Source organism: Nocardioides montaniterrae (assembly GCF_054782655.1).
This window is the reverse complement of record NZ_BAAGSB010000002.1, coordinates 369,470-394,875: the sequence shown is the minus strand read 5'-3', so window position 1 is coordinate 394,875 and position 25,406 is coordinate 369,470. Positions and strand designations below refer to the sequence as shown.

Annotated in this window: 26 protein-coding genes and 1 tRNA gene; 11 read left to right on the top strand and 16 right to left on the bottom strand. The window is 71.0% G+C overall.

The window, feature by feature from the left end:
- Nucleotides 1-65: 65 nt before the first annotated feature.
- Entirely contained in the window at nt 66-692 is a 627-nt protein-coding gene (locus ACYVJ3_RS05370; RefSeq protein ID WP_460851485.1) for a 50S ribosomal protein L25/general stress protein Ctc, read from the bottom strand.
- A 202-nt stretch (nt 693-894) separates the two neighbouring features.
- Between ACYVJ3_RS05370 and pepN the strand changes: the two genes are divergently transcribed.
- Nucleotides 895-3,318 carry an aminopeptidase N gene (gene pepN / locus ACYVJ3_RS05365; RefSeq protein WP_460851484.1) on the top strand — a complete coding sequence of 808 codons (2,424 nt, stop codon included), beginning with the start codon at nt 895-897 and terminating at the stop codon, nt 3,316-3,318.
- 123 nt (nt 3,319-3,441) lie between these two features.
- On the opposite strand, the gene ACYVJ3_RS05360 is transcribed toward pepN, so the two are convergent.
- Together ACYVJ3_RS05360 and glmU are read right to left on the bottom strand one after the other, a co-directional pair.
- Nucleotides 3,442-4,422, bottom strand: a complete 981-nt coding sequence (locus ACYVJ3_RS05360; protein ID WP_460851483.1) for a ribose-phosphate diphosphokinase — start codon at nt 4,420-4,422, stop codon at nt 3,442-3,444.
- A gap of 52 nt (nt 4,423-4,474) precedes the next feature.
- A complete protein-coding gene (glmU, locus tag ACYVJ3_RS05355; RefSeq protein ID WP_460851482.1) occupies nt 4,475-5,968 on the bottom strand; it encodes a bifunctional UDP-N-acetylglucosamine diphosphorylase/glucosamine-1-phosphate N-acetyltransferase GlmU in 1,494 nt (497 codons plus the stop codon).
- Nucleotides 5,969-6,018: 50 nt separating this feature from the next.
- Here glmU and ACYVJ3_RS05350 point away from each other — a divergent pair, with 50 nt between their 5' ends.
- The 3 genes from ACYVJ3_RS05350 to ACYVJ3_RS05340 all read left to right on the top strand — a co-directional run bounded on the left by ACYVJ3_RS05350 (nt 6,019) and on the right by ACYVJ3_RS05340 (nt 6,966).
- The gene (locus ACYVJ3_RS05350; RefSeq protein ID WP_460851481.1) at nt 6,019-6,246 is read left to right on the top strand and encodes a hypothetical protein; all 228 of its coding nucleotides are present in this window, start codon (nt 6,019-6,021) and stop codon (nt 6,244-6,246) included.
- 97 nt (nt 6,247-6,343) lie between these two features.
- A tRNA-Gln gene (locus ACYVJ3_RS05345) sits at nt 6,344-6,421 on the top strand.
- 74 nt (nt 6,422-6,495) lie between these two features.
- Nucleotides 6,496-6,966: an SRPBCC family protein gene (locus ACYVJ3_RS05340; RefSeq protein WP_460851480.1), complete on the top strand. Its 471-nt coding sequence runs from the start codon at nt 6,496-6,498 to the stop codon at nt 6,964-6,966.
- Nucleotides 6,967-6,978: 12 nt separating this feature from the next.
- Here ACYVJ3_RS05340 and ACYVJ3_RS05335 read toward each other — a convergent pair whose 3' ends face one another.
- From ACYVJ3_RS05335 to cysS, 3 genes are read right to left on the bottom strand one after another with little or no spacing between them, the layout of a single operon-like run.
- Nucleotides 6,979-7,248 (bottom strand): hypothetical protein, encoded by a 270-nt coding sequence (locus ACYVJ3_RS05335; protein WP_460851479.1) that lies wholly within the window; start codon nt 7,246-7,248, stop codon nt 6,979-6,981.
- Nucleotides 7,245-8,204: a 23S rRNA (guanosine(2251)-2'-O)-methyltransferase RlmB gene (gene rlmB, locus ACYVJ3_RS05330; protein WP_460851478.1), complete on the bottom strand. Its 960-nt coding sequence runs from the start codon at nt 8,202-8,204 to the stop codon at nt 7,245-7,247. Before rlmB ends, ACYVJ3_RS05335 begins: the two co-directional genes overlap by 4 nt.
- A complete protein-coding gene (gene cysS / locus ACYVJ3_RS05325; protein WP_460851477.1) occupies nt 8,194-9,591 on the bottom strand; it encodes a cysteine--tRNA ligase in 1,398 nt (465 codons plus the stop codon). The genes rlmB and cysS overlap by 11 nt, the downstream gene beginning before the upstream one ends.
- Nucleotides 9,592-9,694: 103 nt before the next feature.
- Between cysS and ACYVJ3_RS05320 the strand changes: the two genes are divergently transcribed.
- Entirely contained in the window at nt 9,695-10,948 is a 1,254-nt protein-coding gene (locus ACYVJ3_RS05320) for a peptidase C39 family protein (RefSeq protein ID WP_460851476.1), read from the top strand.
- 110 nt (nt 10,949-11,058) lie between these two features.
- On the opposite strand, the gene ACYVJ3_RS05315 is transcribed toward ACYVJ3_RS05320, so the two are convergent.
- The gene (locus tag ACYVJ3_RS05315; RefSeq protein ID WP_460851475.1) at nt 11,059-11,649 is read right to left on the bottom strand and encodes a TetR/AcrR family transcriptional regulator; all 591 of its coding nucleotides are present in this window, start codon (nt 11,647-11,649) and stop codon (nt 11,059-11,061) included.
- 50 nt (nt 11,650-11,699) lie between these two features.
- On the opposite strand from ACYVJ3_RS05315, the gene ACYVJ3_RS05310 reads away from it, so the two are divergent.
- A complete protein-coding gene (locus ACYVJ3_RS05310) occupies nt 11,700-13,205 on the top strand; it encodes a flavin-containing monooxygenase (protein ID WP_460851474.1) in 1,506 nt (501 codons plus the stop codon).
- Nucleotides 13,202-14,038: an SDR family NAD(P)-dependent oxidoreductase gene (locus ACYVJ3_RS05305; RefSeq protein WP_460851473.1), complete on the top strand. Its 837-nt coding sequence runs from the start codon at nt 13,202-13,204 to the stop codon at nt 14,036-14,038. The genes ACYVJ3_RS05310 and ACYVJ3_RS05305 overlap by 4 nt, the downstream gene beginning before the upstream one ends.
- Before the next feature lie 28 nt (nt 14,039-14,066).
- On the opposite strand, the gene ACYVJ3_RS05300 is transcribed toward ACYVJ3_RS05305, so the two are convergent.
- Nucleotides 14,067-15,551 carry an FG-GAP-like repeat-containing protein gene (locus ACYVJ3_RS05300; RefSeq protein WP_460851472.1) on the bottom strand — a complete coding sequence of 495 codons (1,485 nt, stop codon included), beginning with the start codon at nt 15,549-15,551 and terminating at the stop codon, nt 14,067-14,069.
- Nucleotides 15,548-16,744, bottom strand: coding sequence for a site-specific DNA-methyltransferase (locus tag ACYVJ3_RS05295; protein WP_460851471.1), 1,197 nt, complete (start codon nt 16,742-16,744; stop codon nt 15,548-15,550). Before ACYVJ3_RS05295 ends, ACYVJ3_RS05300 begins: the two co-directional genes overlap by 4 nt.
- Before the next feature lie 71 nt (nt 16,745-16,815).
- Between ACYVJ3_RS05295 and ACYVJ3_RS05290 the strand changes: the two genes are divergently transcribed.
- A complete protein-coding gene (locus tag ACYVJ3_RS05290) occupies nt 16,816-18,060 on the top strand; it encodes a phosphodiester glycosidase family protein (RefSeq protein ID WP_460851470.1) in 1,245 nt (414 codons plus the stop codon).
- Here the strand turns inward: ACYVJ3_RS05290 and ACYVJ3_RS05285 are convergent.
- Nucleotides 18,041-18,439: a hypothetical protein gene (locus tag ACYVJ3_RS05285; protein ID WP_460851469.1), complete on the bottom strand. Its 399-nt coding sequence runs from the start codon at nt 18,437-18,439 to the stop codon at nt 18,041-18,043. The two genes, ACYVJ3_RS05290 and ACYVJ3_RS05285, sit on opposite strands and share 20 nt — an antisense overlap.
- A 57-nt stretch (nt 18,440-18,496) precedes the next feature.
- Between ACYVJ3_RS05285 and ACYVJ3_RS05280 the strand changes: the two genes are divergently transcribed.
- From ACYVJ3_RS05280 to ACYVJ3_RS05270, 3 genes are read left to right on the top strand one after another with little or no spacing between them, the layout of a single operon-like run.
- Entirely contained in the window at nt 18,497-19,081 is a 585-nt protein-coding gene (locus ACYVJ3_RS05280; RefSeq protein WP_460851468.1) for a mismatch-specific DNA-glycosylase, read from the top strand.
- Between the two features lie 4 nt (nt 19,082-19,085).
- The gene (locus ACYVJ3_RS05275; RefSeq protein WP_460851467.1) at nt 19,086-19,982 is read left to right on the top strand and encodes an alkaline phosphatase family protein; all 897 of its coding nucleotides are present in this window, start codon (nt 19,086-19,088) and stop codon (nt 19,980-19,982) included.
- Between the two features lie 55 nt (nt 19,983-20,037).
- Nucleotides 20,038-21,114 carry a DNA polymerase domain-containing protein gene (locus ACYVJ3_RS05270; protein WP_460851466.1) on the top strand — a complete coding sequence of 359 codons (1,077 nt, stop codon included), beginning with the start codon at nt 20,038-20,040 and terminating at the stop codon, nt 21,112-21,114.
- Nucleotides 21,115-21,117: 3 nt separating this feature from the next.
- Here the strand turns inward: ACYVJ3_RS05270 and ACYVJ3_RS05265 are convergent, their stop codons facing one another.
- The 6 genes from ACYVJ3_RS05265 to hemQ all read right to left on the bottom strand — a co-directional run bounded on the left by ACYVJ3_RS05265 (nt 21,118) and on the right by hemQ (nt 25,366).
- A complete protein-coding gene (locus ACYVJ3_RS05265) occupies nt 21,118-21,873 on the bottom strand; it encodes a class I SAM-dependent methyltransferase (protein WP_460851465.1) in 756 nt (251 codons plus the stop codon).
- Nucleotides 21,870-22,286, bottom strand: coding sequence for a peptide-methionine (R)-S-oxide reductase MsrB (msrB, locus tag ACYVJ3_RS05260; protein ID WP_460851464.1), 417 nt, complete (start codon nt 22,284-22,286; stop codon nt 21,870-21,872). The genes ACYVJ3_RS05265 and msrB overlap by 4 nt, the downstream gene beginning before the upstream one ends.
- 30 nt (nt 22,287-22,316) lie before the next feature.
- The gene (locus ACYVJ3_RS05255; RefSeq protein WP_460851463.1) at nt 22,317-23,072 is read right to left on the bottom strand and encodes a hypothetical protein; all 756 of its coding nucleotides are present in this window, start codon (nt 23,070-23,072) and stop codon (nt 22,317-22,319) included.
- Between the two features lie 19 nt (nt 23,073-23,091).
- The gene (locus ACYVJ3_RS05250; RefSeq protein WP_460851462.1) at nt 23,092-23,517 is read right to left on the bottom strand and encodes a rhodanese-like domain-containing protein; all 426 of its coding nucleotides are present in this window, start codon (nt 23,515-23,517) and stop codon (nt 23,092-23,094) included.
- A 102-nt stretch (nt 23,518-23,619) separates the two neighbouring features.
- Nucleotides 23,620-24,531 (bottom strand): hypothetical protein, encoded by a 912-nt coding sequence (locus ACYVJ3_RS05245; protein ID WP_460851461.1) that lies wholly within the window; start codon nt 24,529-24,531, stop codon nt 23,620-23,622.
- A gap of 109 nt (nt 24,532-24,640) precedes the next feature.
- Entirely contained in the window at nt 24,641-25,366 is a 726-nt protein-coding gene (gene hemQ / locus ACYVJ3_RS05240; protein ID WP_460851460.1) for a hydrogen peroxide-dependent heme synthase, read from the bottom strand.
- Between the last annotated feature and the right edge of the window lie 40 nt (nt 25,367-25,406).

Below are 25,406 nucleotides of genomic sequence, written 5' to 3'. Positions count from 1 at the left end.
CGGTGCGACGTGTCGCACCGGGGAGATCAGCCGACCCAGGAACCACCGGAGTCGACCGAAGGAGATCACTCCGAGTCGCCACCCTCGGCGGACGCGGCCTCACCCTCGGCGTCGCCCTCGGCCTCGGCGGCCTCCTCACCGGTGTCGGCCTCCTGGGCCTCGGTGATGTTGACCATCAGGACCTCGGCGTCGGTCAGCAGCGTCGAGCCCTTCGGCAGGGTCAGCGCACCGGCGAGGATCTGGGTACCGGCCGGCAGGCCCTCGATGTCGACCTCGACCGACTCGGGGATGTGCGTGGCCTCGGCCTCGAGCTGGACGGTGTTGTTCTCGATCTGGACCATCGTGCCGCGCTCGGCGTCACCGACGGTGAGGACCTGGACGTCGACGGTGACCTTCTCGCCGCGCTTGACCGCGATGAAGTCGACGTGCTCGAGGATGCGGCGGACCGGGTCGACCTGGATGGCCTTGGTCAGCGCGAGCTGGGTCGAGCCGTCGACCTCGATCTCGATGACCGCGTTGGCGCCACCGTGGCGGAGCGCCATCATCGTGTCGTGGCCCGGCATCGCCAGGTGGACCGGGTCGTTGCCGTGGCCGTAGAGGACGGCGGGGATCTTGCCCTCGCGGCGGGTGCGGCGGGCGGCGCCCTTGCCGAACTCGGTGCGCAGGTCGGCCTTGATGATCTCGGTGCTCATGGTGCTCCTCGGGGGAAAGTTGTGGATCGCGGGCCCGGCGAGACACGACAGTCCCGATCAACGGGCCCTGTCGATCACGGAGTCATCATCGATGCTCCCTCGCCGAGGCAACCTGCAAAGAATAGGCAACCAGCGGGGATCAACGCGAATCCGCACCGGGTCTCGGCGGGCTCGACCACCGGTGGCTCCCTAGGGTGGCGGTGTGCCGCTGAACCTGACCGAGGCGCGCGAGCGCGCCACGCTGATCACCGACGTCCACACCACCGTCCGCCTCGACCTCACCTCCACCGAGCAGTACACGGTCGAGGCCGAGATCGCGTTCGCCTGCAGGACGCCGGGAGCGACGACGTTCCTCGAGCTGTCCGGCGCCAGCGACGTGCTGGTCGACGGGCGCGAGGCGGCGTACGACGGGGAGCGGATCACCCTGTCCGGCCTGGCCGCCCAGAACACGGTGCGCGTCAACGCGACGATGCCCTACGTCACCGACGGCGACGGGATGACGGTGACCGTCGACCCGGCCGACGGTGAGCGCTACGTCTGCGCGTTCACCGCGATGGACATCGCGCACCGGGTGCTGCCCTGCTTCGACCAGCCCGACCTCAAGACCACCTTCACGGTCGCGGTGAGCGGACCCAGCCACTGGACGGTGCTGGCCAACGGCCCGTCCGCGGGCTCGGTCGCGACCACCGCTGGGACCACCACCTGGCGGTTCGGCACGACTCCCCCGGTGGCGACGTACCTCTTCTTCGTCGCGGCCGGCCCGTGGGTCGGGGAGATCTGGGACGAGCCGTACGCCGGCGCGCCCGGCGGGACCATTCCGTTCGGCTGGTGGGCGCGCGCCTCGCAGGAGCCGGCGCTGCGCCGCGACGCCGCCGAGCTGCGCCGGATCACCAGCACCTGCTTCCAGCACTACACCAGCGTCTTCGAGGCGCCGTACGCCTTCGACGACTACCAGCAGGTCTTCACGCCCGGCCTGAACTGGGGCGCGATGGAGTTCCCGGGCTGCGTGGCGTTCCGCGACGAGTACCTCGTCGAAGGCGTGCCGACCGCCCTGGAGCGCCAGGAGATGGCGACGACCATCGCGCACGAGATGGCGCACATGTGGTTCGGCGATCTGGTCACGATGCGGTGGTGGGAGGACTCCTGGCTCAACGAGTCGTTCGCCGACTTCATGGGCTACGACGTCGCCGCGGTCGCCGCCGGCTACGACGACGCCTGGACCGGTGCCGCACTCACCCGCAAGCCGACCGGCTACCGCGCGGACCTGCGGCGGTCGACCCACCCCGTCGCCGAGGACACCGAGGCGATGCCCGACGCCGACACCGCCTTCGCCAACTTCGACATGATCACCTACGCCAAGGGCAACGCGGTGCTCCGCCAGCTCGGCACCTGGCTGGGCGACGACTTCCTCGCCGGCGTCAACCGGCACCTCTCGGCGCACGCGTTCGGCAACGCCACGCTCGCCGACTTCCTCGACTCGCTGGACGCCTCGACCTCCCGGGACGTCCGCGGCTGGGCGGAGCAGTGGCTGCGCAGCACCGGCTTCGACACCATCGCGGTGTCGCGGGACGGCGACGTCCCGGTGCTGACGCGGATCGGCTCACGGCCGCACACCTTCACCGTGGTGGCGTACGACGAAGCGGCGGCCGAGGTCGCTCGCGTCCGCGTCGACCTGGCCGACGAGCCGGTCCGGCTCGACGACCTCGCCGGGCACGCGGTCGTGGTCAACGCCGGCGACGAGACGTTCGCGGCGGTCCGGCTCGACGAGCAGTCGCTGGCCCTCGTCGAGGCGCACCTGTCCGAGTTCGCCACGCCGCTGACCCGCGCGCTGCTGTGGTGGCAGCTGCTGGAGCGGGTCGAGTCGCGTGCCAGCGACCTGAGCCGGCTCGGCGCGCTCCTGGACCGCCACCTGACCCGTGAGCGGCACCCCGTGATCCTCGAGGCCGTGCTCGGCATGTCCGCCCGCATCGCCAAGCTGTACGCCGACCCGGAGTCCGCGGCGTCACTGGGCGCGAGCCTGGCGGCGGTCGCCGAGTCGGCGCTGACCGCCGACGAGGTGCTGCACCCCGTCGCGGCCCGGACGCTGGCGAGCACCAGCCTCGACGTGGACCTGCTGCGCTCCTGGCTGGCCGGCGGTCCGGCGTACGTCGACCAGGAGGTGCGCTGGATCGTCGTACGCCGCCTCGCGGAGCTGGGCCACCCCGAGCCGATCGAGGACGAGACGGCACGCGACCGGACCGTGTCCGGGCACCTCGCCGAGCTGACGGCGCGGGCTGCGATCGCCACGCCGCAGGCCAAGGCCGAAGCCTGGCAGAAGCTCATGTCGGGAGAGCTCGGCAACCACGAGCTCACCGCCGTCGCGAACGGGTTCTGGACCTCGGCCGAGCTGGTCGACCCCTACCTCGAGCGCTACCTCGACGAGGGGCTGGCGCTGGCCCGGACCTCGGGTCAGGCGATGAGCCGGATCATCGGCCGCGCGTTCCCGGTGCTCGCGCTGCCGACCGAGCGGCGCCGCCAGCTGCGCGACCGGCTGGCGGAGGTGCTCCACCGCGACGTGCCGACGGTGCTGGCCAGGACGTGGAACGACCTGCTCGACGACCTCGACCGCGCATTGGGAACCACCTGAGCGTCACAGGGCCGCTCGGTGCGTGCGGATGCAAGGCGGCGCCGCGAAGGCGGCCTTTGAGCGGAGCGGGCCGTCGAGCGGCGCCAACGCAGCAGACGTGCGTGCCGAGTGGTCCTGTGGCGCTCAGGCGTGGCCGTCGAACATGGAGGTAACGGAGCCGTCCTCGAAGACCTCGCGGATCGCGCGCGCGACGAGCGGGGCGATCGAGAGCGTGGTCAGCTTGTCGAACTGCTTCTCGGGCGGCACCGGGATCGTGTCGGTGATGACGATCTCGGTGGCGGTGCTGTTCTTGAGCCGGTCGACGGCCGGGTCGGAGAGGATGGCGTGGGTCGCGGCGATGATCACGCCGGCCGCGCCCTCGTTCATCAGCGCCTCGGCGGCCTTCACGATCGTGCCACCGGTGTCGATCATGTCGTCGGTCAGGACGCACATCTTGCCCTTGACGTCACCGACGACGCGGTTGGCGACGACCTCGTTGGCGATGTCGATGCGACGGGTCTTGTGGATGAAGGCGAGGGGTACGTCGCCCAGCTTGTTCGCCCACTTCTCGGCGACCTTGATCCGGCCGGCGTCCGGGGAGACGACGGCGAGCTCCTGGTCGCCGTACTTGTCCTTGATGTACGCGGTGAGGACGGGCAGCGCCATCAGGTGGTCGACGGGACCGTCGAAGTAGCCCTGGAGCTGGTCGGCGTGCAGGTCGACGGACATGATCCGGTCGGCGCCGGCGGTCTTGAAGAGGTCGGCGATGAGCCGGGCGGAGATCGGCTCGCGGCCGCGGTGCTTCTTGTCCTGGCGCGAGTAGCCCCAGAACGGCATGACGACCGTGATCCGCTTGGCCGAGGCGCGCTTGAGCGCGTCGACCATGATCAGGTGCTCCATGATCCAGTTGTTGATCGGGCTGGTGTGGCTCTGGATCACGAAGGCGTCGCAACCGCGGACGCTCTCCTCGTAGCGGATGTAGGTCTCGCCGTTGGCGAAGTCGCGTGCCTCGGTCGGGACGACGTGGGTCCCGAGGATCGCGGCGACCTCCTCGGCGAGAGCGGTGTGTGCCCGTCCGGAGAAGACCATCAGGTTCTTCTCGGTGGTCTTCTTCAGTCCGCTCACGCGTGGGCTCCCCAGTGTCGCCGTGCCAGTGTCGCCTTGTGGAAGGTGCTGTTCAGGATTGTGCCGGTTGGCCGGGGTCTCCCCCAAGCCCCCGTCCGTTTTCGTCCGGTTCACCGTGACCGTCGCCACCCTGCGCCGCAGCGGCGGCGGCCTGGGCGGTCCCGGGACGCTTGCGCTCGGCCCATCCGGCGAGGTTGCGCTGGGGTCCGGCGCTGACCGCGAGGGCACCGGCCGGGACGTCCTGGCGCACGACGGTCCCGGCCCCCGTGCCGGCGCCGTCACCGATGCTCACCGGCGCGACGAAGGTGTTGTTGGAGCCGGTCTTGGCGGCCCGGCCGACGGTCGTGCGGTGCTTGTTCACGCCGTCGTAGTTGGCGAAGATCGTGCCCGCGCCGATGTTGGTGTCCTCGCCGATCTCGGCGTCGCCGACGTACGAGAGGTGCGGGACCTTGGCGCGGTTGCCGATCTGCGCGTTCTTGGTCTCGACGAAGGCGCCGATCTTGCCGGCGGCACCGAGGATCGTTCCGGGGCGGAGGTAGGAGAACGGTCCGACGGTCGCCTCCATGCCGATCACCGCGAGCTGCGCATGCGTGCGTACGACGCGGGCGCCGGCGCCGATCTCGCAGTCCTCGAGGGTGCAGTCGGGGCCGATGATCGCGTCCTCCTCGACCTTGGTGGTCCCGAGGAGCTGTACGCCGGGCAGCAGCGTGACGTCGGCGGCGAGGTCGACGTCGGCGTCGATCCAGGTCGTCGCGGGGTCGGTGACCGTGACGCCGGCCTTCATCCATCGGGTCACGATGCGGCGGTTGAGCTCGGCGACGAGCGCGGCGAGCTGGGCGCGGTCGTTGGCGCCCTCGGTCTGCCAGGTGTCCGCGATCGCGTGCGCGGCGACCGGGAGGCCGGCCTGACGGGCCAGGCCGATGGCGTCGGTCAGGTAGTACTCGCCGTTGGCGTTGGCGTTGCCGATCCGACCGATCGCGTCGAGCAGGAAGCGGGCCTCGAAGGCGAGGATGCCGGAGTTGATCTCGGTGATCGCGCGCTGCTCGTCGGAGGCGTCCTTCTCCTCGACGATCGCCTGGACCGTGCCGTCCTCGGAGCGGACGATCCGGCCGTAGCCGTGCGGGTCCTCGACGATGCCGGACAGGATGCTGACCGCGGCCTGCGCGCCCCTGTGGGCCGCCACGAACTCACGCAGGGTGTCACCCTCGAGGAGGGGCGTGTCGCCGTACGCGATGAGGACGGTGCCCTCGGGCCCGACACCACCGATCTCCTGCAGCGCGATCCGGACCGCGTGGCCGGTGCCGAGCTGCTCCTCCTGGACGGCGAGCACGACGCCCGGCAATGCCTCGCTGACGTGCGGCGCGACCAGCTCGCGCTGGTGACCGACGACGGCGACGACGCCGTGCGGCTCGAGGCCCGCGACCGCGTGCAGCACGTGGCCGATCATCGAGCGACCACCGATGCGGTGCAGCACCTTCGGGGTCTTGGACTTCATCCGGGTGCCGCCGCCGGCGGCCAGGACGATGACGGTCAGCTGCTCGCTCACCCCTCAAGCGTAGGCCCCTGGTCGGAGCCGACGTCCCTACGCTGGGCGACATGAGCGAGCAGACCTCTCCCCAGCCCGAGTTCGGCGGCAAGTGCGCGTTCGCGCTGTCCGCCGGCGCCCCTGCCGAGAAGGCTCCCGACGGCAACCCGAAGCACACGCTGACGGTCGACGGGAAGACCTACGTCTTCAAGGCGGCCGTGCCCAAGATGCTGTTCAAGCTGATCCCCGGCTCCGCCGAGCGGGCCCAGAAGAAGTGGGCGGCCTCGCAGGGCGCCTGAGCCCTCGTCGATCCGCCTCGCCGGGGCGCGCGCCGAGCACCGACGACTGAGGAACGTCCGTCAGTCACTAGAGTCATCCCTGCCGCTCCGGCGGCGTTCCCCGGTTGGTCTGCTGGCACGGCCACCTGGACTTTGAATCCAGTTCTCGTAGGTTCGATTCCTACCCGGGGAGCCACTCCCCGCATGCTCCGCCACTGTCGGGTACCGCCTGGTCAGGACATCGCACCCGACAACAGGAGGAGAGCTCGCATGAGCACGATCGAGAAGTCCGTGACGGTCGACGTACCGGTTCGCGAGGCGTACGACCAGTGGACGCAGTTCGAGACGTTCCCCGAGTTCATGGAGGGCGTCGAGGAGGTGCGTCAGCTCGACGACACCCACCTGCACTGGAAGGCGAGCATCGCCGGCGTGACGCGCGAGTGGGACGCCGAGATCGTCGACCAGACGCCGGACGAGCGGATCACCTGGCGCGCCCTGGACGGTACGACGAACGACGGCACCGTCTCGTTCCGGCCCAACATCCCCGACGGCACCACGCAGGTGACCCTGCGGATGGAGTTCGAGCCCGAGGGCATCGTCGAGAAGGCGGGCGATGCGCTGAAGGTCGTCGAGACCCGGACGAGCGGCGACCTCAAGCGCTTCAAGGAGTTCATCGAGGAGCGCGGCGTCGCGACCGGTGCCTGGCGCGGAGCGGTGAACCCCGGCTTCCCCTCGAGCTGAGCGCGGACCGCGTCAGCGGTGGAGTGCCCGGCCGACCACTCGGCCGGGCACCCGCGCGCCCATGACACCGAGCCGCAGCGCCGCGCCGGGGGCGCGGACCGTCGTACCGACCGGGTCCCCGACGGCCGCCGCGACCACCGCGGCGTCGTCGAGGTGGGTGAGCACGAACGGCAGGTGCTGCAGGGCGGTCAGGTCGGCGCGGGTGACGACGGGCCTCAGCGCGGCGACGGTGACGCGCGCGGCCAGCGTGACGGTGCCGAGCGAGGGAACAGCGAGCTTCATCGCGAGCGGACGTCGGAGACGGCGTACAGGACGACCGAGGCCGCGACACCGGCGTTGAGCGACTCGAGGACACCCGCCATCGGGATCGACACCAGTCGGTCGCAGGTCTCGGCGACCAGGCGCGAGAGGCCGTCGCCCTCGGAGCCCACGACGACCACGAGCGGACCCGTGGTCAGCTCGACGTCGGCGACGAGCTCGGGCAGCGTGAGGTCGCCGCCGGCGGCCAGGCCGATCACGAAGCAGCCGGCCTCCTGGAACGCCTGCAGCTGACGGGTGACGTTGACGGCCTGGGCGACCGGGATGCGCGCGGCGGCGCCGGCCGAGGTCTTCCACGCGGACGCGGTCATCGAGGCCGCACGGCGCTCGGGGATGACCACGCCGTGGGCGCCGAAACCGGCGGCCGAACGGACCACCGCACCGAGGTTGCGGGGGTCGGTGACGTGGTCGAGGACCACGATCAACGGCCGCTCGCCGGCCAGCTCGGCCCGCTCGATCAGGTCGTCCGGGTGGGCGTACTCGTACGCCGGCACCTTGGCCGCGATGCCCTGGTGGACCGCCTCGGAGGTGATCCGGTCGAGCTCGCGACGCGAGGTCTCCATCAGGCCGACGCCCATCTCGGCGCACAGGCGGAACGCCTCGCGGGTCCGACCATCCCGCTCGATGCCCTCGGCGACGTACACAGCCGTGACCGGGACACCCTCACGCAGCGCCTCGACGACGGGGTTGCGACCCACGATCCACTCCGCGTCACCGGTGTTGCGGCGGCGCTGGGGCTTCTTGCCCTGCGCCCGCTCCTTGGCGGCGGCCATCTTGTGGGCCTTGTGGTAGGGCCGGTCGACCGCCTTCGGCGTCGGGCCACGGCCCTCGAGGCCGCGACGGACCTGGCCGCCGGAGCCGGCGCTGTCCTTCTTGCTGGTCTTGCGAATCGCGCCTCGGCGCGAGGAGTTACCGGCCATCAGAGAGGCTCCACTTCGGTCCATCGGGGGTGTCGGTGATCTCGATGCCGGCGGCCTTGAGCTGGTCGCGTACGGCGTCCGCCGCGGCCCAGTCCTTGGCCGCACGCGCCGCGGCGCGCTGGTCGAGAAGGCCGCGGACGAGGGCGTCCACGGCGTTGGTGAGGGCTTCGTCGGAGCTCGTCGCCGGGCCCCAGGCCGGGTCGGCGGGGTCGAGGCCGAGCACGTCGAGCATCGCGACGACGGCGCCCGCCGTGGCCGTGACGTCCTCGTTCGCGGCCAGCTGGCGGTTGCCCTCGCGCACGGTGTCGTGCAGGACAGCGATCGCGCCCGGCGTACCAAGGTCCTCGTCCATCGCGGCGCGGAATGCCGCCGGGATCGCGGCCGGCTCGACCACCGCAGCGCGCTCGAGGAACGCCTCGATGCGGCGGAAGCCGACGGCGGCCTCCTCCAGCGCCTCGAAGCTGAACTCGACGTGCGAGCGGTAGTGCGCGGCGACCAGGTAGTAGCGCAGCTCGATGCCGCGGAACCGGTCGAGCACGGCCGGGATGGTCAGCGAGTTGCCGAGCGACTTGCTCATCTTCTCGCCGGCGGTGGTGATCCAGGCGTTGTGCATCCAGTAGCTCGCGAAGTCGCCGCCCGCGGCGCGCGACTGGGCCTGCTCGTTCTCGTGGTGGGGGAAGCGGAGGTCGAGGCCGCCGCCGTGGATGTCGAAGGCCGGGCCGAGGTACTTGCCGGCCATCGCCGAGCACTCGATGTGCCAGCCGGGGCGGCCACGGCCCCACGGGCTCGGCCAGCTGGCGGTCTCGGGCTCGGAGTCCTTGCGGCCCTTCCAGAGGGCGAAGTCGCGGGAGTCGCGCTTGCCGCGCGGGTCGGCGTCCTCAGCGGCGGACATGTCGTCGATGCCCTGGTGGGTGAGCTCGCCGTACTGCTTCCAGGAACGTACGTCGAAGTAGACGTCGCCCGAGCCGTCGGGAGCGGCGTACGCGTGCCCGCGCTCGATCAGCGTGGAGATCAGCTCGACCATCTCGGGGATGTGCCCGGTGGCGGCCGGCTCGTACGTCGGCGGCGCCACGTTGAGGGCGGCGTACGCCGAGGAGAGCTCGCGGTGCATGACCTGCGCATGGGCGTACCAGGGGCGCCCGGCGGCCTCGGCCTTCGCGATGATCTTGTCGTCGATGTCGGTGATGTTGCGGATGAACGTGGTCTCGTAGCCCGACGCGCGCAGCCAGCGCTGGAGCACGTCGAAGTTGACGCCGGAGCGCACGTGGCCGACGTGCGGCTCGCTCTGGACGGTCAGGCCACAGACATAGAGCGACGCCTTGCCGGGCTGCAAGGGCACGAAGTCACGCACTTCGCGGGTCGCGGTGTCGTAGAGCCGGAATGTCACCGGGCGAGTCTATTGACTCCGCGCGCGGGGGCCCTCATCACGAGCGCCACGCCTAGCCACCCGGGTTGGGACTGGAGTGACGGATGTGACGTAACCTCGAGTGATGCGCCGAGCCATCTCGTACGCCGCCACGTCCCTCCTGGCTCTCGGAGCCCTGACCGCGACCACGGCCCAGAGCCCGTCGGACGACGCGGTCACGCTGGCCTCCTCGGGAACCCGGCAGATCGACCTGCACAAGTGGGACACCGCCGACTCGTTCCGCAGCGGCACGCGGTCGGGCACCGCCGTCCACGACGGCAAGCTGGTCCTCGACCGGGTCACCGGCCACCGCACCAGGGGCGGGCACACCTACGACGCCGCCACCTGGGTCTCGCCGTGGAAGACGCCGGGCTTCTCCTTCACCAACCTCGTGGCGTCGTGGACCGCGACGACCCCCGGCGACACCTGGCTGCGCGTCGAGGTCCGCGGCCGCAGCGCGTCCCGCACCGTCACGAGCTGGGACATGCTGGCCGACTGGGCGATGGGCGACGCCCACGTCCGGCGTACGTCGTTCGGCGCGCAGCCCGACGACGGCACCACCGTGGACGTCGACACCTGGAAGACCGGCGGGCTCTCGGCGTACCAGCTGAGGGTGTCGCTGATGCGCCGCACAGGGACCACCGCCACCCCCGCCGTCGACCTCGTCGCCGGCATGGCATCGCGGCTGCCCGCCAGCGCCGGCGCGACGTCACGGCCGGGCCCGGGCGACGGACGCGTCCTGCCGGTGCCGCAGTTCTCGCAGATGACGCACCGGGGCGAGTTCCCGAAGTGGGGCGGCGGCGGCGAGGCGTGGTGCTCGCCGACGTCGACCTCGATGGTGCTGGCCTACTACGGCAAGCTCCCGCACGCCGGCGCCTACGACTGGGTGCCGCAGACCTACCCCGACCGCTGGGTCGACCACGCCGCGCGCGGCACCTACGACCACCGCTACGACGGCACCGGCAACTGGCCGTTCAACACCGCGTACGCCGGTCCGCGGGCCGGCCAGGCCTTCGTCACCCGCCTGGCGAACCTGCGGCAGGCGGGCCGGTTCATCGCGGCCGGCATCCCGGTCGTCGTCTCCGTCGCGTTCGGCCCCGGCGAGCTCTCCGGCGCACCGATCTCCGCCACCCACGGCCACCTGATCGTCATCGCCGGCTTCACCAGGACCGGCGACGTGGTGGTCAACGATCCCGCTGCCAGCACCGACGCCGGCGTCCGTCGCACCTACGACCGCGCCCAGTTCGAGCGCGCGTGGCTCAACGGCTCCGGCGGGACGGCGTACGTCATCCACGACGCCGCCCACCCGCTCCCGGGCTACAGCAACGGCAACTGGTGATGCATCCGCTCGTACTCGGACGTACCTCTTGGAACGGGTGTGACTGGAGAGACTGAGGAGGCCCCCTCGACCGGCCTCCGCAGCCCACAGGTCCGTCCGGGTACGACGGGTCAGAGGAAGGCGAGGAGCGAGACGAGGGACTCGGTGACCAGCTCCAGCAGCTTCTCGCGCGGCATGGCGGAGCGGTCGGCGCACCAGTCGAGGACCAGCCGCTCGACCATGGCCTGCCAGGAGCGGATCACCATGCGGGCAGCGGTGGACTCGAGCACGGCGTAGGCGGGGTCCTCGCGGAAGAACCGCTCCCCCATCGCCTCGAAGGTGGCGTCGTAGATCGCACGCATCGCGTCGTTGCCGCCGGCGGCCGCAGCCACCAACGAGCGGTAGCCGCGCTCATTGGCCTCGACGTAGGCGACGTACGCCTCCATGCAGGCGGCAAGTCGCTCGAGCGGCTCGCCGCCCTCGGGCGGGGCGGTCTGGCGGAACAGGTCGTCGGCGGCGTACCGCACGACCGCCTCGCGATAGCCCGCCTTGGAGTCGAAGTAGTGATAGATCAGGCCGCGCGAGACGCCGGCCTCCTCCATCACCACGTCGATCGAGATGGCCTCGATGTCCCGCGTGGCGAACAGGCGTACGCCGAGGTCGAGCAGCTGGGTGCGCCGCTCCTCCGGCGAGAGCCGGGTCCTGGTCGTGTCCGTCGTCACGCAGACGACTCTATTGACACTTGTTCAATAAGCGCAATAGCGTCACCGTCATGAACAACGAGATCCTGGTCGACCACCTGATCGTGGGAGCGGGCTTCGCCGGCCTGTGCGCCGCGATCAAGCTGGACGAGGCCGGCGAGCGCGACTTCGTCGTCATCGAGAAGGACAGCGACGTCGGCGGCACCTGGCACATCAACACCTACCCCGGCGCCGAGTGCGACGTCCCGAGCCAGCTCTACAGCTACTCGTTCGCGCTCAACCCCGACTGGTCGAAGGTCTACTCCCCCCAGCGCGAGATCTGGGAGTACACCAAGAAGGTCGCCACCGAGGCCGGCGTCCTCGACCGCGTCGTGCTCGGCACCGCGGTCGAGAGCTCGACCTGGGACGAGACGCGGCAGCGCTGGCTGGTCTCGACGAGCTCGACCACCGGCCAGACGACGTACGCCGCGCGCACCCTGATCGCCGGCGCCGGCGGCCTGTCGGAGCCGAGCCTGCCCGACATCAAGGGCATCACGACGTACGCCGGCGAGACGTTCCACTCGGCCCGCTGGAACCACGACGTGGAGCTGTCCGGCAAGCGCATCGCGGTCATCGGGACCGGCGCCTCGGCGATCCAGCTGGTGCCCGAGCTGCAGAAGGTCGCGGCCCACGTCGACGTCTACCAGCGCACCCCGAACTGGATCATCCCCCGCAACGAGCGGCGCTTCAGCAAGCTGGAGAAGACGATCTTCAGGACCGTGCCCGGCGTCCAGCGCGCCGTCCGCGGCCTGGTCTACGCGACCCTCGAGGGTCGGGCGCCGGCGTTCACCCGCTTCCCCGCCGCGATGAAGGTCATCGAGGCGCAGAGCAAGGCCCATATGGCCAAGGCGATCAAGGACCCCGAGCTGCTCGCCAAGGTCACGCCGTCGTACCGCGCCGGCTGCAAGCGGATCCTGGTCTCCAACAAGTGGTACCCGGCGCTCGCGGCCGACAACGTCGAGCTGATCACCGACGGCATCGAGGAGATCACCCCGACCGGCATCGTCGACAAGACCGGCACCGCCCGCGACATCGACGTGCTGGTGATCGCGACCGGCTTCCACGTCACCGACCCGCCGATCGCCCAGCACGTGACCGGCCGCGACGGCCGGACGCTCGCCCAGGCCTGGGCCGAGAAGGGCATGCGGGCCTACAAGGGCACCACCGTGCACGGCTTCCCGAACCTGTTCCAGCTCGTCGGCCCGAACACCGCGCTGGGCCACAGCTCGATGATCTACATCATCGAGTCGCAGGTGCGGTACGTCGTCGAGGCCGTGAAGGCGATGCGCCGCGACGACCTCGCCACGGTCGAGCCGACGCTCGAGGCGCAGGACGCCTGGAGCGAGATGGTGCTGCGCCGCATGCGGCCGACGGTGTGGACCACCGGCGGTTGCGCGTCCTGGTACCTCGACGAGTTCGGCAACAACACCACCCTCTGGCCGGGACAGACGTTCACGTTCCGGCGCCACCTGTCGGCCTTCGATGCCGACCAGTACCTTGTACAGCCTGTCCAGGAGAAGGAAGTAGTCACCGCATGAAGTCCCTCAACGACAAGGTCGTCGTCATCACCGGCGCCGGCTCCGGCATCGGTCGCGCTCTCGCCGAGAACCTCGGCGCCAAGGGTGCGCTCCTGGCGCTCTCCGACGTGAACGAGGCGGGTCTCGCCGAGACCAAGCAGCTCGTCGAGAAGGCCGGCGGCAAGCCGGTGCGCACCGACAAGCTCGACGTCGCCGACCGCGAGGCGTTCTCGGCGTACGCCGCCTCGGTGGCCGGTGAGTTCGGCAAGGTCAACGTCGTCATCAACAACGCGGGCGTCGCGCTCGCCGGTGACGTCATCGACCTCGAGTACAAGGACATGGACTGGATCATCGGCATCAACTTCTGGGGCGTCGTGCACGGCACCAAGGAGTTCCTGCCGCACCTGATCGCGTCCGGCGATGGCCACGTCGTCAACATCTCCTCGCTCTTCGGCCTGGTCTCGATGCCCGGCCAGAGCCTCTACAACGCCAGCAAGTACGCCGTCCGCGGCTTCAGCGAGGCGCTGCGCGAGGAGCTGCTCATCTCCGGTGACAACGTCGGCGTCACGGTCGTCCACCCGGGTGGCATCAAGACCGGCATCGCCCGCAACTCCCGCGTCTCCGCCAAGGAGGACCAGGCGGCGACGGCGAAGCTGTTCGACGAGAAGCTCGCCCGGATGACACCGGAGAAGGCCGCGAAGATCATCGTCAAGGGCATCACCAAGAACCAGGCCCGCGTGCTCGTCGGCATCGACGCCCACGCGCTGCACACGTTCGCGAAGCTCACCGGATCGCGCTACCAGGACGTCGTCGCGATGGCGTCGAAGAAGGTCCTGCCGAGCAAGGTCGTCTGAGGCTTCCCCGACCGACGCGCACCGGCGGCTACTGCATCGACACCAGTCGGCAGGCGTCGCCGGTGCACGGGGCGACATCGCCCCACCCGGTCGACGGGTTGAGCCGGTTGCCGTCGCTGATGATCACCCGGAAGCCGAAGAACTTCGCCTGCCGCAAGCCCTTGGCGAGGTAGACGACGTCCGCGTCCCCGTCGCCATCCACGTCGCTGAGGCTGGCGCCCTGGACGTCGCGGTCACCGATGGACTTGTCGACCACGGTCATGCCGCTCTCGGGCTTGGCGGCGCCCGTGCTGACGTCGTACGCCGTCACCGTGAGCGTCTTGTAGTAGCTGTCACCCTCGAGGACGACCAGCGAGTCGTGGCCCTTGCCGGTGACGTCACCGGTGAGGAGGTTGCGGGCGTACCCGAGGTGGCTCTCCTCCGGGAGCGGGACGAGGTGCGGCGGCCCGAACGACTTGCCGTCGGAGGCGAAGATCGACGAGCCGTCCTCACCCACGACGTAGCCCTCGCGGTAGTCCTTGGCCGTGAGGGTGCCGATCGGCTGGACGCCCCACAGGTCGGTCTTGCCGTCGCCGTTGAAGTCACCGACCGCGATCTCGCCCTCGGTGGTCATCGCGTTGGGGATCGAGATCCACCGGGTCGGGCTGTCGAACGTGCCGTCACCGTGCCCGAGCAGCACGTAGGCGTCGATGGTGCGGTTGTGCTGGCCGTAGACGACCAGGTCGTCCGAGCCGTCGCCGTCGAAGTCACCCCCGGCGACGGTCACGTCGGGGTCGCCGTACTCGCGCAGGCTGCTGAACGGCACCGCCATCGAGGACGCGATCCCGAATCCCGGCGAGGTCGAGGAGAGCGAGAGCTGCTGGCTGTCGTCGTCGTAGGTGTAGTCGATCTGGTCGGGCGTGCCGTCGCCGTTGAAGTCGATGGTCGCCGGAGTGTTGTGGTTGTAGCTCGGCGTCGCGCCGATGGTGGCGAGCTGGAAGCGGGTGCCGTCGCTGGTCCCGGTGACCTGGCGGTAGGAGTCGTAGTCGTCGGCGATGACGACCCGGACGTCGCCGAGGCCGTCGCCGTTGAGGTCGCCCCGGACCAGGCCGCCCTTCGGGTCCGCCTTCTTGGTGTCGTGGCGCTGGGGATCCTTGGACCAGGGGTGCACCGCGACCAGCACGATCGCGCCGGCCACCACGAGCAGCAGCACCGCACCGAGCGCGATGAACAGGGCGATCGGACCCTTGCCGCGCCGACCGCTGGGCGGAGGTCCCTGCGGGGCGGCGTACGACGGCGTCGCGGGTGCGTACGCCGGACGCTGGGGTACGCCGACGCTCGGCACGTGTCCGTAGGACGACGGCGGAGAGGACGGCGGAGCCGACGGAGGCGGGGACGACGGCGGCGGGGAGGACGGCGGCGGCCCGAGCGGCGCGATGGGCCGGCGGTCGGCGGTCCAGCTGGTGCCGTCCCAGCGGCGCTCCCAGCCGGCGCCGTCGGGGTACCAGCCAGGCGGCGTCGCGTACTCACTCACGCGGGCGTTCCTTCCCGGGCGCACCCGTCGTGAAACCCGCCGCCGTACCGGGCATCCACGGCTCGGAGGCGAGCGCGGGTGATCTCGGAGACGGTGCGGTAGCCGGCCACGTCGGCGCTCGAGCCTGCCACGACGGGCTCGGCGGCGTTGACCGAGAGGCAGGTGCGCGACCCGCCGTCGGCGAGGTTGGCGAGGACCACCGCGTGCCCGGTCGTCCCCGAGCCGGCGAAGCAGTCGAGCACCTTCGCGTCGGCGGGCATCGTCTCGAGGATCCGCAGCAGCAGGCCGGTCGGCTTGGGCGAGGCGAACACCGGCCCGACCAGCGCCTTGACCTCGTTGACCGCCACGTCGGTCGAGCCGATCTCGTCGGCCGTCCAGATGGTCCGCAGCTTCTTGCGCCGGCCACCCTCACGCACGCGCCAGTCGCGCTGGTAGACGTCGATCCGCTCACCGCCCTGCCCGTGCACCACCCGGCAGATCAGGTCGTCGGGCCGCTCGGCGATCAGTGGCGCCGACCACCGCCAGACCGCGGGTGAACCGTCACCGAAGACCGGCTTGATCTCGACCGCACCCTCGAACGGGTCGACCCGCACCTCACCGGTCTCCGGCGAGCCCCAGACCGGGAAGTGCAGCGTCGGCGAGGTCAGCGGGTTGAACTTCTTGTTCGTGTTGCGCAGCGGGAGCCGACGGTAGCGGCGGCCGTCGGGCGCGACGTGCGGGAAGTCGGCGTCCTCCACGGTCGCGGTCGAGGACGCCTCGAGCACGCACGCCTTCGCGTCCTTGGCGTAGACCAGGACGTACTCGTGGGAGGTGGCGAAGCCGGCGCCGAGCTGGCGGCCCTTCGGGTTGAGGCCGACCACGACCTGCGCGAGGAAGTTGGCCTCGCCGTACACCTCGTCGAGCAGCAGCCGCAGGTGGGCGACCTCGTGGTCGTCGATGCTGACGAAGATCGCGCCGGTCGCGGCCAGGACCCGGTGAGCGGCCTCCAGCCGAGGGCGGATGAACTCCCGCCAGGCCTCGTGGCGCCCGGCCAGCCCGGCGCCGTGGCGGCCGCGGAAGGCGTCGCGGTAGGCGAACCCGTTGCCGGTGTTGTACGGCGGGTCCAGGTAGATGAGGTCGTACGACGACGCGGGCAGCGTGGCGAGCACGTCGAGGTTGTCGCCCTCGACGAAGGTGTTCCACGGCTCCGTCACCCGCCCATCTTCACCGCACACGCCGCCGGAAGTCCGCCAACCGCAGGCGTGTCATGCCTAGCCTGGAATTCATGCGTCTCTTCCCCTCGATGCTGACCCTGGCCCTCGTCGCCGTCCTCTCCCCCGTGGCCGGAGCGACCCCCGGCGTGCAGGCCGACGAGCCACCGCACCCCGGACCCCAGGTGCGCGATCGCGGATCGGACCCGCACACGTGGCAGACCTCCGACCGGGTGATCGGGCCCGCCGTACCCGCGATGCCGCGGTTCGCGCGCTCGACTCCCGCGCGTCGCACCCTGCGCTACCGCTACGACCTGCGGCCCGGCGTACGCGTCGCGTCGTACGACGAGCGGATCGGCTCACGCCGGATCCGCTACTACACCGTCCGCGCCAACTGGCGCACGCCCGGCGTCGGCTTCGGCCTCCTCGAGCCGCCGCACCACGACATGGTCCAGACCGTGCGCTGGCAGGCCCGGCAGGACCGTGGCGTCGTGGCCGCGGTCAACGGCGACTTCTTCGACATCGGTGAGACCGGCGCCCCGCTCGGGCTCGGGGTGCGGGGCGGCTCGGTCGAGCACGGCATCGACAACGGCTGGAACAACGCGTTCTTCGTCAACAGCAAGGGCGTGCCGCACATCGGCGTCAAGCCGGTCAAGCTCTACGCGCCGCTGTACCCCCACCTCGGCCTGACCAACCTGAACTCACCGCAGGTGCGGCCCGGCGGGATCGGGATCTACACCCCCAAGTGGGGCACCACCTCCGGCCTGTCCTGGGTGCAGGGACAGCGCACCGACATCGCGATGGCGCACGTCGTCGACCACAAGGTCGTGCAGGTCAAGAAGGTCTTCACCCGGGGCACGCCGATCACCGGTGAGTACGTCGTCGCCCGCGGCGCTCATGCCGTCGAGCGGCTGCGCCGGCTGGCGGTCGGCGACACCCTCTGGTGGCGCCCCACCGTCGCCAACGACCCCCGCATGGCCATCACCGGCAACCAGATCGTGCTGAAGGACGGCCGGATCACCGCGACCGACAACCGCGAGCTGCACCCCCGCACCGCCGTGTGCATCGATCCCTACCACCACTGGGTGTTCCTGCTCGTCGTCGACGGCCGGCAGGAGTCCAGCGACGGCTACACGATGGTCGAGATCGCGCGGAAGCTCCGCGCACTCGGCTGCTCCAGCGGCCTCAACCTCGACGGCGGCGGCTCCAGCACCATGGTCACGACGTACAAGGGTGACCTGAGGGTGCGCAACGCACCCTCCGACGGCACCCCTCGCCGGGTCGGCAACGGGCTCGGGATCACCTTCCGGCGACCCTGACGGGCGTCCCGTCGGGGACCATGATCACCGCGGCGCTGGCGAGTGCGGTGATGCAGTCGAGGTTCGCGTCGTGCACGTCGGCGCTGACGGTGACAGGCCCGCGGGCCGAACCGGTCAGGTGGACGTCCTGCACCCGCGCCGACAGACAGCCGACGTGGACGACCCGGCTGACCAGGCGCGAGTGCGCCGGCAGCCGGTACCGCCTCTCGAGCGCCGCCACCTTCCGGCGGAGCTCGGGGGTCATCCCGGCGCCGGGGGCGCTGACGACGCCGACGACCCTCACCTGCGGGTCGGAGCGCAACTTCTCGTGCGTGGCCCTGGCGCCGCAGGCAGTGAGCGCGAGCAGGAGGGCGAGGGCGAGGGCGAGGATCCGAGTCATGGTCGTACGACGCTACCCAGGACCGTGCGGTTCCCTTCGGTGCGGCAGGCTGGGTCCGTGGCCCGGCGTACCTTCTCCCGAGCGGAGCTCGAGTCGTTCCGCGACGCCGTCGTGCCCGATCTCCTGCCGCGTCCGGACCAGGACCTCCGGCTTCTCTTCGTCGGCATCAACCCCGGCCTGTGGACCGCGGCGACGCAGACCCACTTCGCCCACCCGGGCAACCGCTTCTACCCGGCGCTGCTCCAGGGCGGCGTGATCACCGAGCCGATCGACCCGGCCGACGGCATGTCCGAGGCCGACCGCGACCGCATCCGCGCGCGCGGCATCGGCATCACCAACCTGGTCCACCGCGCGACGGCGAAGGCCTCCGAGCTGACCAGGGCCGAGCTGGAGGAGGGCGGCGCGGTCCTTCGCGCACTGGTGGACGAGCGGAGACCGAAGGTGGTCGCGGTCGCGGGCATCACGGCGTACCGGTCGGCGTACGGGCTGCCGAAGGCGACCATGGGGCGCCAGCCCGAGGACTGGGGCGCGAGCGAGCTGTGGGTGGTGCCCAACCCGAGCGGCCTGAACGCCCACGAGACGGTGAGCAGCCTCGCCGAGGCGTACGCCGAGGTCGCCCGCGCGGCCGGTCTGCTTCACTGAGGACATGGTTCGTCGTCTCGGAATCGCCCTGGCCATGGCGACCCTGCTGACCGGCTGCGGCTCGGCCCCGCACGCCTCCGGCGAGGCCCGCCAGGCCTCCGCGCCGACCGCGCCACGCGTCGCCGGCTCGGTCTCCAAGGTCCTCGTCTTCGTCGTGGAGAACCACTCGATGGCAGAGATGCGGGCCGGCATGCCGTGGGTCTACCGACTCGCCAAGCGCTACGGCCACACGACCGCCTACCACGCGGTGACCCACCCGTCGCTGCCCAACTACCTGGCCATGGCCGGCGGCTCGACGTTCGGCATCCGCGACGACCTGTCGCCCGCCAGCCACCCGCTCTCCGGGCGTTCGGTCTTCGGCCGCACGCTCGCCGCCGGCCGGCGGGCCAAGGTGTACGCCGAATCGATGCCGACCACCTGCGCCCTGGACCCGTCCGGTCGCTACGCCGTCAAGCACAACGCCTGGGCCTACTTCACCGCCGCCCGGCGCGGTTGCCGGCGCTTCGACGTACCTCTCAAGGCGTACGCCGCCGACGTCACCAACGGCCGGCTGCCCAACGTCGGCTTCGTGATCCCGAACCTGTGCAGCGACGCGCACGACTGCTCGCTGTCGGTGGCCGACAGCTGGCTGAAGGCCAAGGTCGGCCGCGCGCTGGCAGGTCCCGACTTCACCAGCGGCCGGCTGGCGATCGTGATCACCGCCGACGAGGACGACCACAGCGACGGCAACCGGATCCTGACCGTCGTCGCGCACCGCTCGTTGAACGGCAAGGTGGTCAGCACCCCGCTGAACCACTACGGCCTGAGCCGCTCGCTGTCGCAGGTCTCGCACACCGCGCCGCTGCGCAAGGCCCGCAACGCCACCTCGGTGCTGCGCGCCTTCGGCCTGACCCTGGGCTGATCTCTGGGCTGATCCCTGGGCTGATTCCTGGGGTGCAGGCCCTAACGTTGCCCGCATGGCCAAGGAGGCGTACGTCGTTGCGGGCGACCGGGAGGTGCGGGTCTCCAGCCCGGACCGGGTGATCTACGAGGCGACCGAGCGGACCCCGGAGGTCACCAAGCTGATGGCGGCCCAGCACTTCGCCGACGTCGGCGAGGTCTTCATGCACGCCAACGGATCGCGGCCGGTCGCGCTCGAGCGTTGGCCGGGAGGCTGGCGCGAGGGCATGCAGCTCTCCGTCGGACCGACGGGCCAGCAGCAGGGCGACGGGTTCTACTCCAAGCGGCTGCCGAAGGGCGCACCCGACTGGGTCGAGACCTGCCGCGTCTCGACGCCCAACGGCCGGCCGATCGACGAGCTGCTCATCACCGAGCCGGCCGCCGCCGTGTGGGCGGCCCACATGGGCACGCTGACCTTCCACCCGTGGGCGGTGCGTGCCGACGACGTCGACCATCCCGACGAGCTGCGCATCGACCTCGACCCGCAGCCGGGAACGGGGTTCGCCGACGCGGTGCGGGTCGCCGGGGTCGCCCGCGAGACGTTCGCCTCGCTGGGCATCACGGCGTACGCCAAGACCAGCGGGAACCGCGGCATCCACGTCTACGTGCGCATCGAGCCGCGCTGGACCTTCGAGGAGGTCCGCCACGCCGCGATCGCGTTCGGGCGCGAGCTGGAGAAGCGCGACCAGGGCGTCACCACCGCGTGGTGGAAGGAGGAGCGCGGCGAGCGGATCTTCGTGGACTTCAACCAGAACAACCGCGACCGCACCATCGCCTCAGCCTGGTCGCTGCGCCCCCGGCCCGGCGCCCCCGTCTCCACTCCCCTGTCCTGGTCGGCGCTGGCCGACCTCTCGGACCCGGCCGAGCTGAACCTGTTCACGGTCCGCGACCTGGTGGAGGACGGCGACCCCTGGGCCGACATCGACTCGGTGGCGCACTCGTTGGAGCCGCTGCTCGAGCTCTGGGAGGCGAACCCGATCGAGCTCAACTACCCGCCGGACTATCCCAAGATGCCCGGGGAGCCCCCGCGGGTCCAGCCCTCCAAGAAGGTCGCCGAGCACTGGGACGAGCAGGGCAACCGGGTCGAGAAGTAGCGATCAGCCGCGGCCGACGGCGTACCAAGCCACGGCGGTCAGCGTGAACGGTCCGTCCGGGACCTCGCTGCGGGCGGCTTCGCGCGCCCGGGCCACCTCGTCGCCGGACAGCTGCGCGAGAGCGTCGACGAGCGGCCCGGCACCCCCGGTGATCGAGGACCACAGGTCGTCGAAGTCGTCGTACGCCGCCTCGACGTGGAGCTCGCCCTCGTGCTCGACGTCCAGCCCCGCCTCGCGCATCAGGCCGCTGATGTCACCCTCGCGGGTGCCGACCACGTCGAAGTGGGGTGCGGCGTCCGTACGCGCAGCATGGACCGCGCGGGTGCCCAGCGAGAGCATCTGGTGGCGCGAGACGTCCCAGAAGCAGATCGCCACCGCTCCACCGGGCTTGGTCACGCGCGCCATCTCGCGCACGCCCTGGAGCGGGTCGGTCATGAAGCCGACGACGAGGCTGGACAGGCTCGCGTCGAACTCGTCGTCGTCGAACGGCAGGTCCTCGGCCGTGCCGTGGACGACGGCGACGCCGGGCAGCCGTGCGCGGCAGGCCTCGACGAACGGCAGGCTGGGGTCGATGGCACAGATGCCGGCGGGACGCACCCGCTCGGCCAGCTCGGCGGTCAGGCCGCCCGGACCGCACCCGACGTCGAGCAGCTGCATCCCGTAGCGGACCTCGGCCGCGTCGGCGAGCAGCGGGGCGAGGCCGGCGGTGTAGCGACCCATGAAGTTGTCGTAGCGGTCACCGGCGACCTCGAAGGTCATGACGCGTCGGCGTCGCCCGCAGCCTCGAGGGTGAGGCTGATCGAGTTGATGCAGAAGCGGTCGCCGGTCGGGGTGCCGTAGCCGTCGGGGAAGACGTGCCCGAGGTGTGAGCCACAGCTGGCGCAGCGGACCTCGACCCGCTTCATGCCGTGGCTGGTGTCCTCGATGTACTCGACCGCGGTGTTGTCGAGCGGCTGGTAGAAGCTCGGCCAGCCACAGCCGGAGTGGAACTTGGTGTCGGACTCGAAGAGCTTGGCCTGGCACGCCTTGCAGCGGTAGACGCCCTTGGTCTCGGTGTCGGTGTACTCACCGGTGAACGCGCGCTCGGTGCCCGCCTTGCGGAGGACGGCGTACTCCTCGGCGCTCAGCTGCTCGCGCCACTCCTGGTCCGACTTGTCGACGTCATAGGCCATGCCCATGAGCCTACTCAGCGGTCCGCAGGATCAGCCGTCGAGCGAGGCGACGTCCTTGGCGGGCGGCGCCTCGATGCTGACCGGGTCGCCCCAGTCGGTGAAGTCCATCGGCATCGCCTTGTGCCCGGTGTCGACCAGGATCCGGCGGAGCAGGTTGTCGTCGTCGAGCCAGACGCGGTAGCTCACGCCCGGCACGTCGGCGGCCTTCGGCGGCTTCCGGCCGGCCTGCTGCGCCTCGGCCCGGGCCTGGGAGAGCACCCACGAGCGGCTCATCGTGAGCCGGTACAGGTGGTACTTCTGGCTGCCGATCGCACTCTTGCCGACGTACTTCACGGACTGGAGGCCGGCCTTGAGGTCGGCCGCGACGTTCGCCGGGTTGGCGTCGTCGAGCGAACCGACCATCTCGCGGGCGAAGTCCTGGGGGAACTCGCTCCAGCGCTTCTCGCCGGTGCCCTTCTGGAAGAAGTCACCGTCGACCAGGACGATGTCGTTGACCTCGCCGCCCTCAGTCATCCGGCCGGCCATGTCCATCGCGCCGCCGGCGCGGTAGCGCACGTCGACGTCCAGCTCGGTCCCGTCGACGGCGGTCTTGATGTGGCCGGTCAGCCCGTCGTGCAGCGGGGCGAACAGCCCGCCGGCGAACGTGGGCTGGGTGAGCACGACGTACGGGCCCGCCGACTGCGCCGGGTCCGTGGCCTTGTCACGGGCCGAGTCGTCCCCGGCACCGCAACCCGTGACGACGAGGGCCAGGGCCGTCAGGGCGAAGGCGGCGAGCTTGGTGCGCATGCTCGGATCGTACGACCAATCAGATGGGTGCCGGGCCGATCACCGGCATCCCGGCATCGCGCCAGGCGAGGAACCCGCCGTCGAGGTCGGTGGCCCGCTCGACGCCGAGGGCCCGCAGCGAGTGCGCCGCGAGCCACGAGGTGTAACCCGCCTGCCCGACCACGATCACGCGCAGGCCGTACGCCGCCCGCGGGATCCGCTGCTCCGAGCGGGGGTCGAGCAGCCGCTCGATGCCGTCCGGCCCGATCACCAACGGGCACATCCAGGGCGCGATGCCGCCGTACGTCGACCGCACCTCGGCCGGCCGGATGTCGACGAGCAGCGCGCCATCGGTGATGGCCTCCTGGAACGCGGCCCGTGCCGATACTCGCGCGGGAGCCGATGCGTGAGCGGCTCCCGCGCGAGTGAGGTCCACGTCGAGCGTGGGGTGGGTGTCGGTGGACATGGGTCAATAGTCCACTAAATCACTCGACTTTGCAAGTTTAAATTCTCGGTGGGGTCGTGAAGCGGAGCGCGGTCTCTGGGCCTCGCTCCGCTTCACAACCCCTCAGGCGGCGAGTGGAACTCCCAGACGACGGAGGTCCGCGGCCACCACCTCCGAGCACTCCCGCACCTCACGCGTCGTGCAGCGCACCACCAGACGGCTCGGGGTCGTCAGCGCGCGCTGCCGGGCGATGTCGTCCTCCCACTGCTCCACGTCCATGTGGAACAGGCCGTCGACCTCGAGCACTGCCGTGCGGCCGTCAGCGAGCCGCCACTCGCAGTCGGTGTAGCGGAGCCGGCCGTGGGCGTCACGGCGACGGACCTGCCGGTCGGGCAGGCGCAGCCCCGCGCGCCGGCACATCCGGGCCACGTCGATCTCAGCGAGCGACTGCGCGCCGCCTGCGATCTCCGCCAACGTCCGCCGGAACAGCGCGCTCCGCCGTAGCGGCACGAGGCGCTCCACCCACTCCTCCAGGCGCTCGGGAGTCGTCAGGCCCTGTTGGACGCAGGCAGCCAGCACGCCCTGCGCGGTCCGCTCGGATCGGTCCTGCGCGGCGAACAGCAGCACCGCGGCCTCGAGTCCGCACCGAGGCAGGCCATACCGCCGCAGCCGCATCGCGGCGAGATCTCTGCGCGTGCGGATGAACCGGATGCCCTCCACGGGGGTCGGCCTCCCCAGCTCGTAGGGCACCAGGACGGTGGTGACATCGCGCTGCCACCCGCGGAGACCCAGGTCCTCAGCTGTGGTGAGGCCACCGATCAGCGCCCCGTCGCCGGCGTGCAGCACCCCGAGCCACGCCCGCTGCTCGCGGGTGAGCTCGCCGGTCGTCGTGCAGACGACCCGAGAGCTGACCTGCTGCCAGCGCTCGGTCCTGACCCGCTGCGCGACGGTCCAGCGACGGACCCCGAGCGCGTTGAGCTGCGCTCGGGTGATCAGCCCCGCCTGCTGCTCGGCCACGCGCCGCCACGCATCCATCGGACCAGTGTCGGCATTGCGCCGACATCGCGCGTCCGCTCTCCACAGGCATCAGGTTGTGAAGTGGAGCGAGGCCTCTGAGCCTCGCCCCACTTCACAGCTCAGCGCCTCAGGGCAGGCGCTCCAGCAGAGCCGCCGGCTCGACCCGGCGACCGGTGTAGAACGGGACCTCCTCGCGCACGTGGCGTCGGGTCTCCGAGCCGCGCAGGTGGCGCATCAGGTCGACGATGCGGGTGAGGTCGTCCGCCTCGAAGGCGAGCATCCACTCGTAGTCACCCAGCGCGAAGCTAGGCACCGTGTTGGCACGGACGTCGGGATAGCCGCGCGCCATCTGGCCGTGCTCGGCGAGCAGGCGACGGCGCTCGGCGTCCTCGAGGAGGTACCACTCGTAGGAGCGGACGAAGGGGTAGACCGCCGCGTAGTCGTGCGCCCGCTCGTCGGCCAGGAACGCCGGCAGGTGGCTGCGGTTGAACTCCGCCGGGCGGTGCAGCGCCATCTGCGACCAGACGGGCGCGAGACGCGAGCCGAACGCCGTACGACGGAAGCGGTGGTACGCCGCCTGCAGCTCGTCGGAGGTCGAGGCGTGCCACCAGATCATCAGGTCGGCATCGGCACGCAGGCCGGCGACGTCGTACAGGCCACGCACGACCACGTCGGCCTCGGCGAGCTCGGCCAGGAACGCCTCGAGCTCCCCCGCCTCGACCTTGCGCTGCGCGTCGTCACCACCGAGCACCCGCTCGAGCTTGAAGACCGACCACATCGTGAAGCGGATCGTGTCGTTGAGCTCGTTGATCTTGGCGGCGTTGCTCTGGATGTGGGCCTGCGGGTCGGTCATGACCCCATTGTGCCGGGGCAGCTGAGCACCCGTGCTCACG

Bases quoted from the DNA above. Each gene is read 5' to 3' on its own strand.
- ACYVJ3_RS05250 (WP_460851462.1), bottom strand. From the start codon at position 23,517: ATGTCCACCGACACCCACCCCACGCTCGACGTGGACCTCACTCGCGCG.
- ACYVJ3_RS05285 (WP_460851469.1), bottom strand. From the start codon at position 18,439: ATGACTCGGATCCTCGCCCTCGCCCTCGCCCTCCTGCTCGCGCTCACT.
- ACYVJ3_RS05270 (WP_460851466.1), top strand. From the start codon at position 20,038: ATGGCCAAGGAGGCGTACGTCGTTGCGGGCGACCGGGAGGTGCGGGTC.
- ACYVJ3_RS05290 (WP_460851470.1), top strand. From the start codon at position 16,816: ATGCGTCTCTTCCCCTCGATGCTGACCCTGGCCCTCGTCGCCGTCCTC.
- ACYVJ3_RS05265 (WP_460851465.1), bottom strand. From the start codon at position 21,873: ATGACCTTCGAGGTCGCCGGTGACCGCTACGACAACTTCATGGGTCGC.
- ACYVJ3_RS05350 (WP_460851481.1), top strand. From the start codon at position 6,019: ATGAGCGAGCAGACCTCTCCCCAGCCCGAGTTCGGCGGCAAGTGCGCG.
- ACYVJ3_RS05320 (WP_460851476.1), top strand. From the start codon at position 9,695: ATGCGCCGAGCCATCTCGTACGCCGCCACGTCCCTCCTGGCTCTCGGA.
- ACYVJ3_RS05340 (WP_460851480.1), top strand. From the start codon at position 6,496: ATGAGCACGATCGAGAAGTCCGTGACGGTCGACGTACCGGTTCGCGAG.
- msrB (WP_460851464.1), bottom strand. From the start codon at position 22,286: ATGGCCTATGACGTCGACAAGTCGGACCAGGAGTGGCGCGAGCAGCTG.
- rlmB (WP_460851478.1), bottom strand. From the start codon at position 8,204: ATGGCCGGTAACTCCTCGCGCCGAGGCGCGATTCGCAAGACCAGCAAG.
- ACYVJ3_RS05245 (WP_460851461.1), bottom strand. From the start codon at position 24,531: ATGGATGCGTGGCGGCGCGTGGCCGAGCAGCAGGCGGGGCTGATCACC.
- ACYVJ3_RS05255 (WP_460851463.1), bottom strand. From the start codon at position 23,072: ATGCGCACCAAGCTCGCCGCCTTCGCCCTGACGGCCCTGGCCCTCGTC.
- ACYVJ3_RS05310 (WP_460851474.1), top strand. From the start codon at position 11,700: ATGAACAACGAGATCCTGGTCGACCACCTGATCGTGGGAGCGGGCTTC.
- ACYVJ3_RS05275 (WP_460851467.1), top strand. From the start codon at position 19,086: ATGGTTCGTCGTCTCGGAATCGCCCTGGCCATGGCGACCCTGCTGACC.
- ACYVJ3_RS05370 (WP_460851485.1), bottom strand. From the start codon at position 692: ATGAGCACCGAGATCATCAAGGCCGACCTGCGCACCGAGTTCGGCAAG.
- ACYVJ3_RS05335 (WP_460851479.1), bottom strand. From the start codon at position 7,248: ATGAAGCTCGCTGTTCCCTCGCTCGGCACCGTCACGCTGGCCGCGCGC.
- hemQ (WP_460851460.1), bottom strand. From the start codon at position 25,366: ATGACCGACCCGCAGGCCCACATCCAGAGCAACGCCGCCAAGATCAAC.
- ACYVJ3_RS05305 (WP_460851473.1), top strand. From the start codon at position 13,202: ATGAAGTCCCTCAACGACAAGGTCGTCGTCATCACCGGCGCCGGCTCC.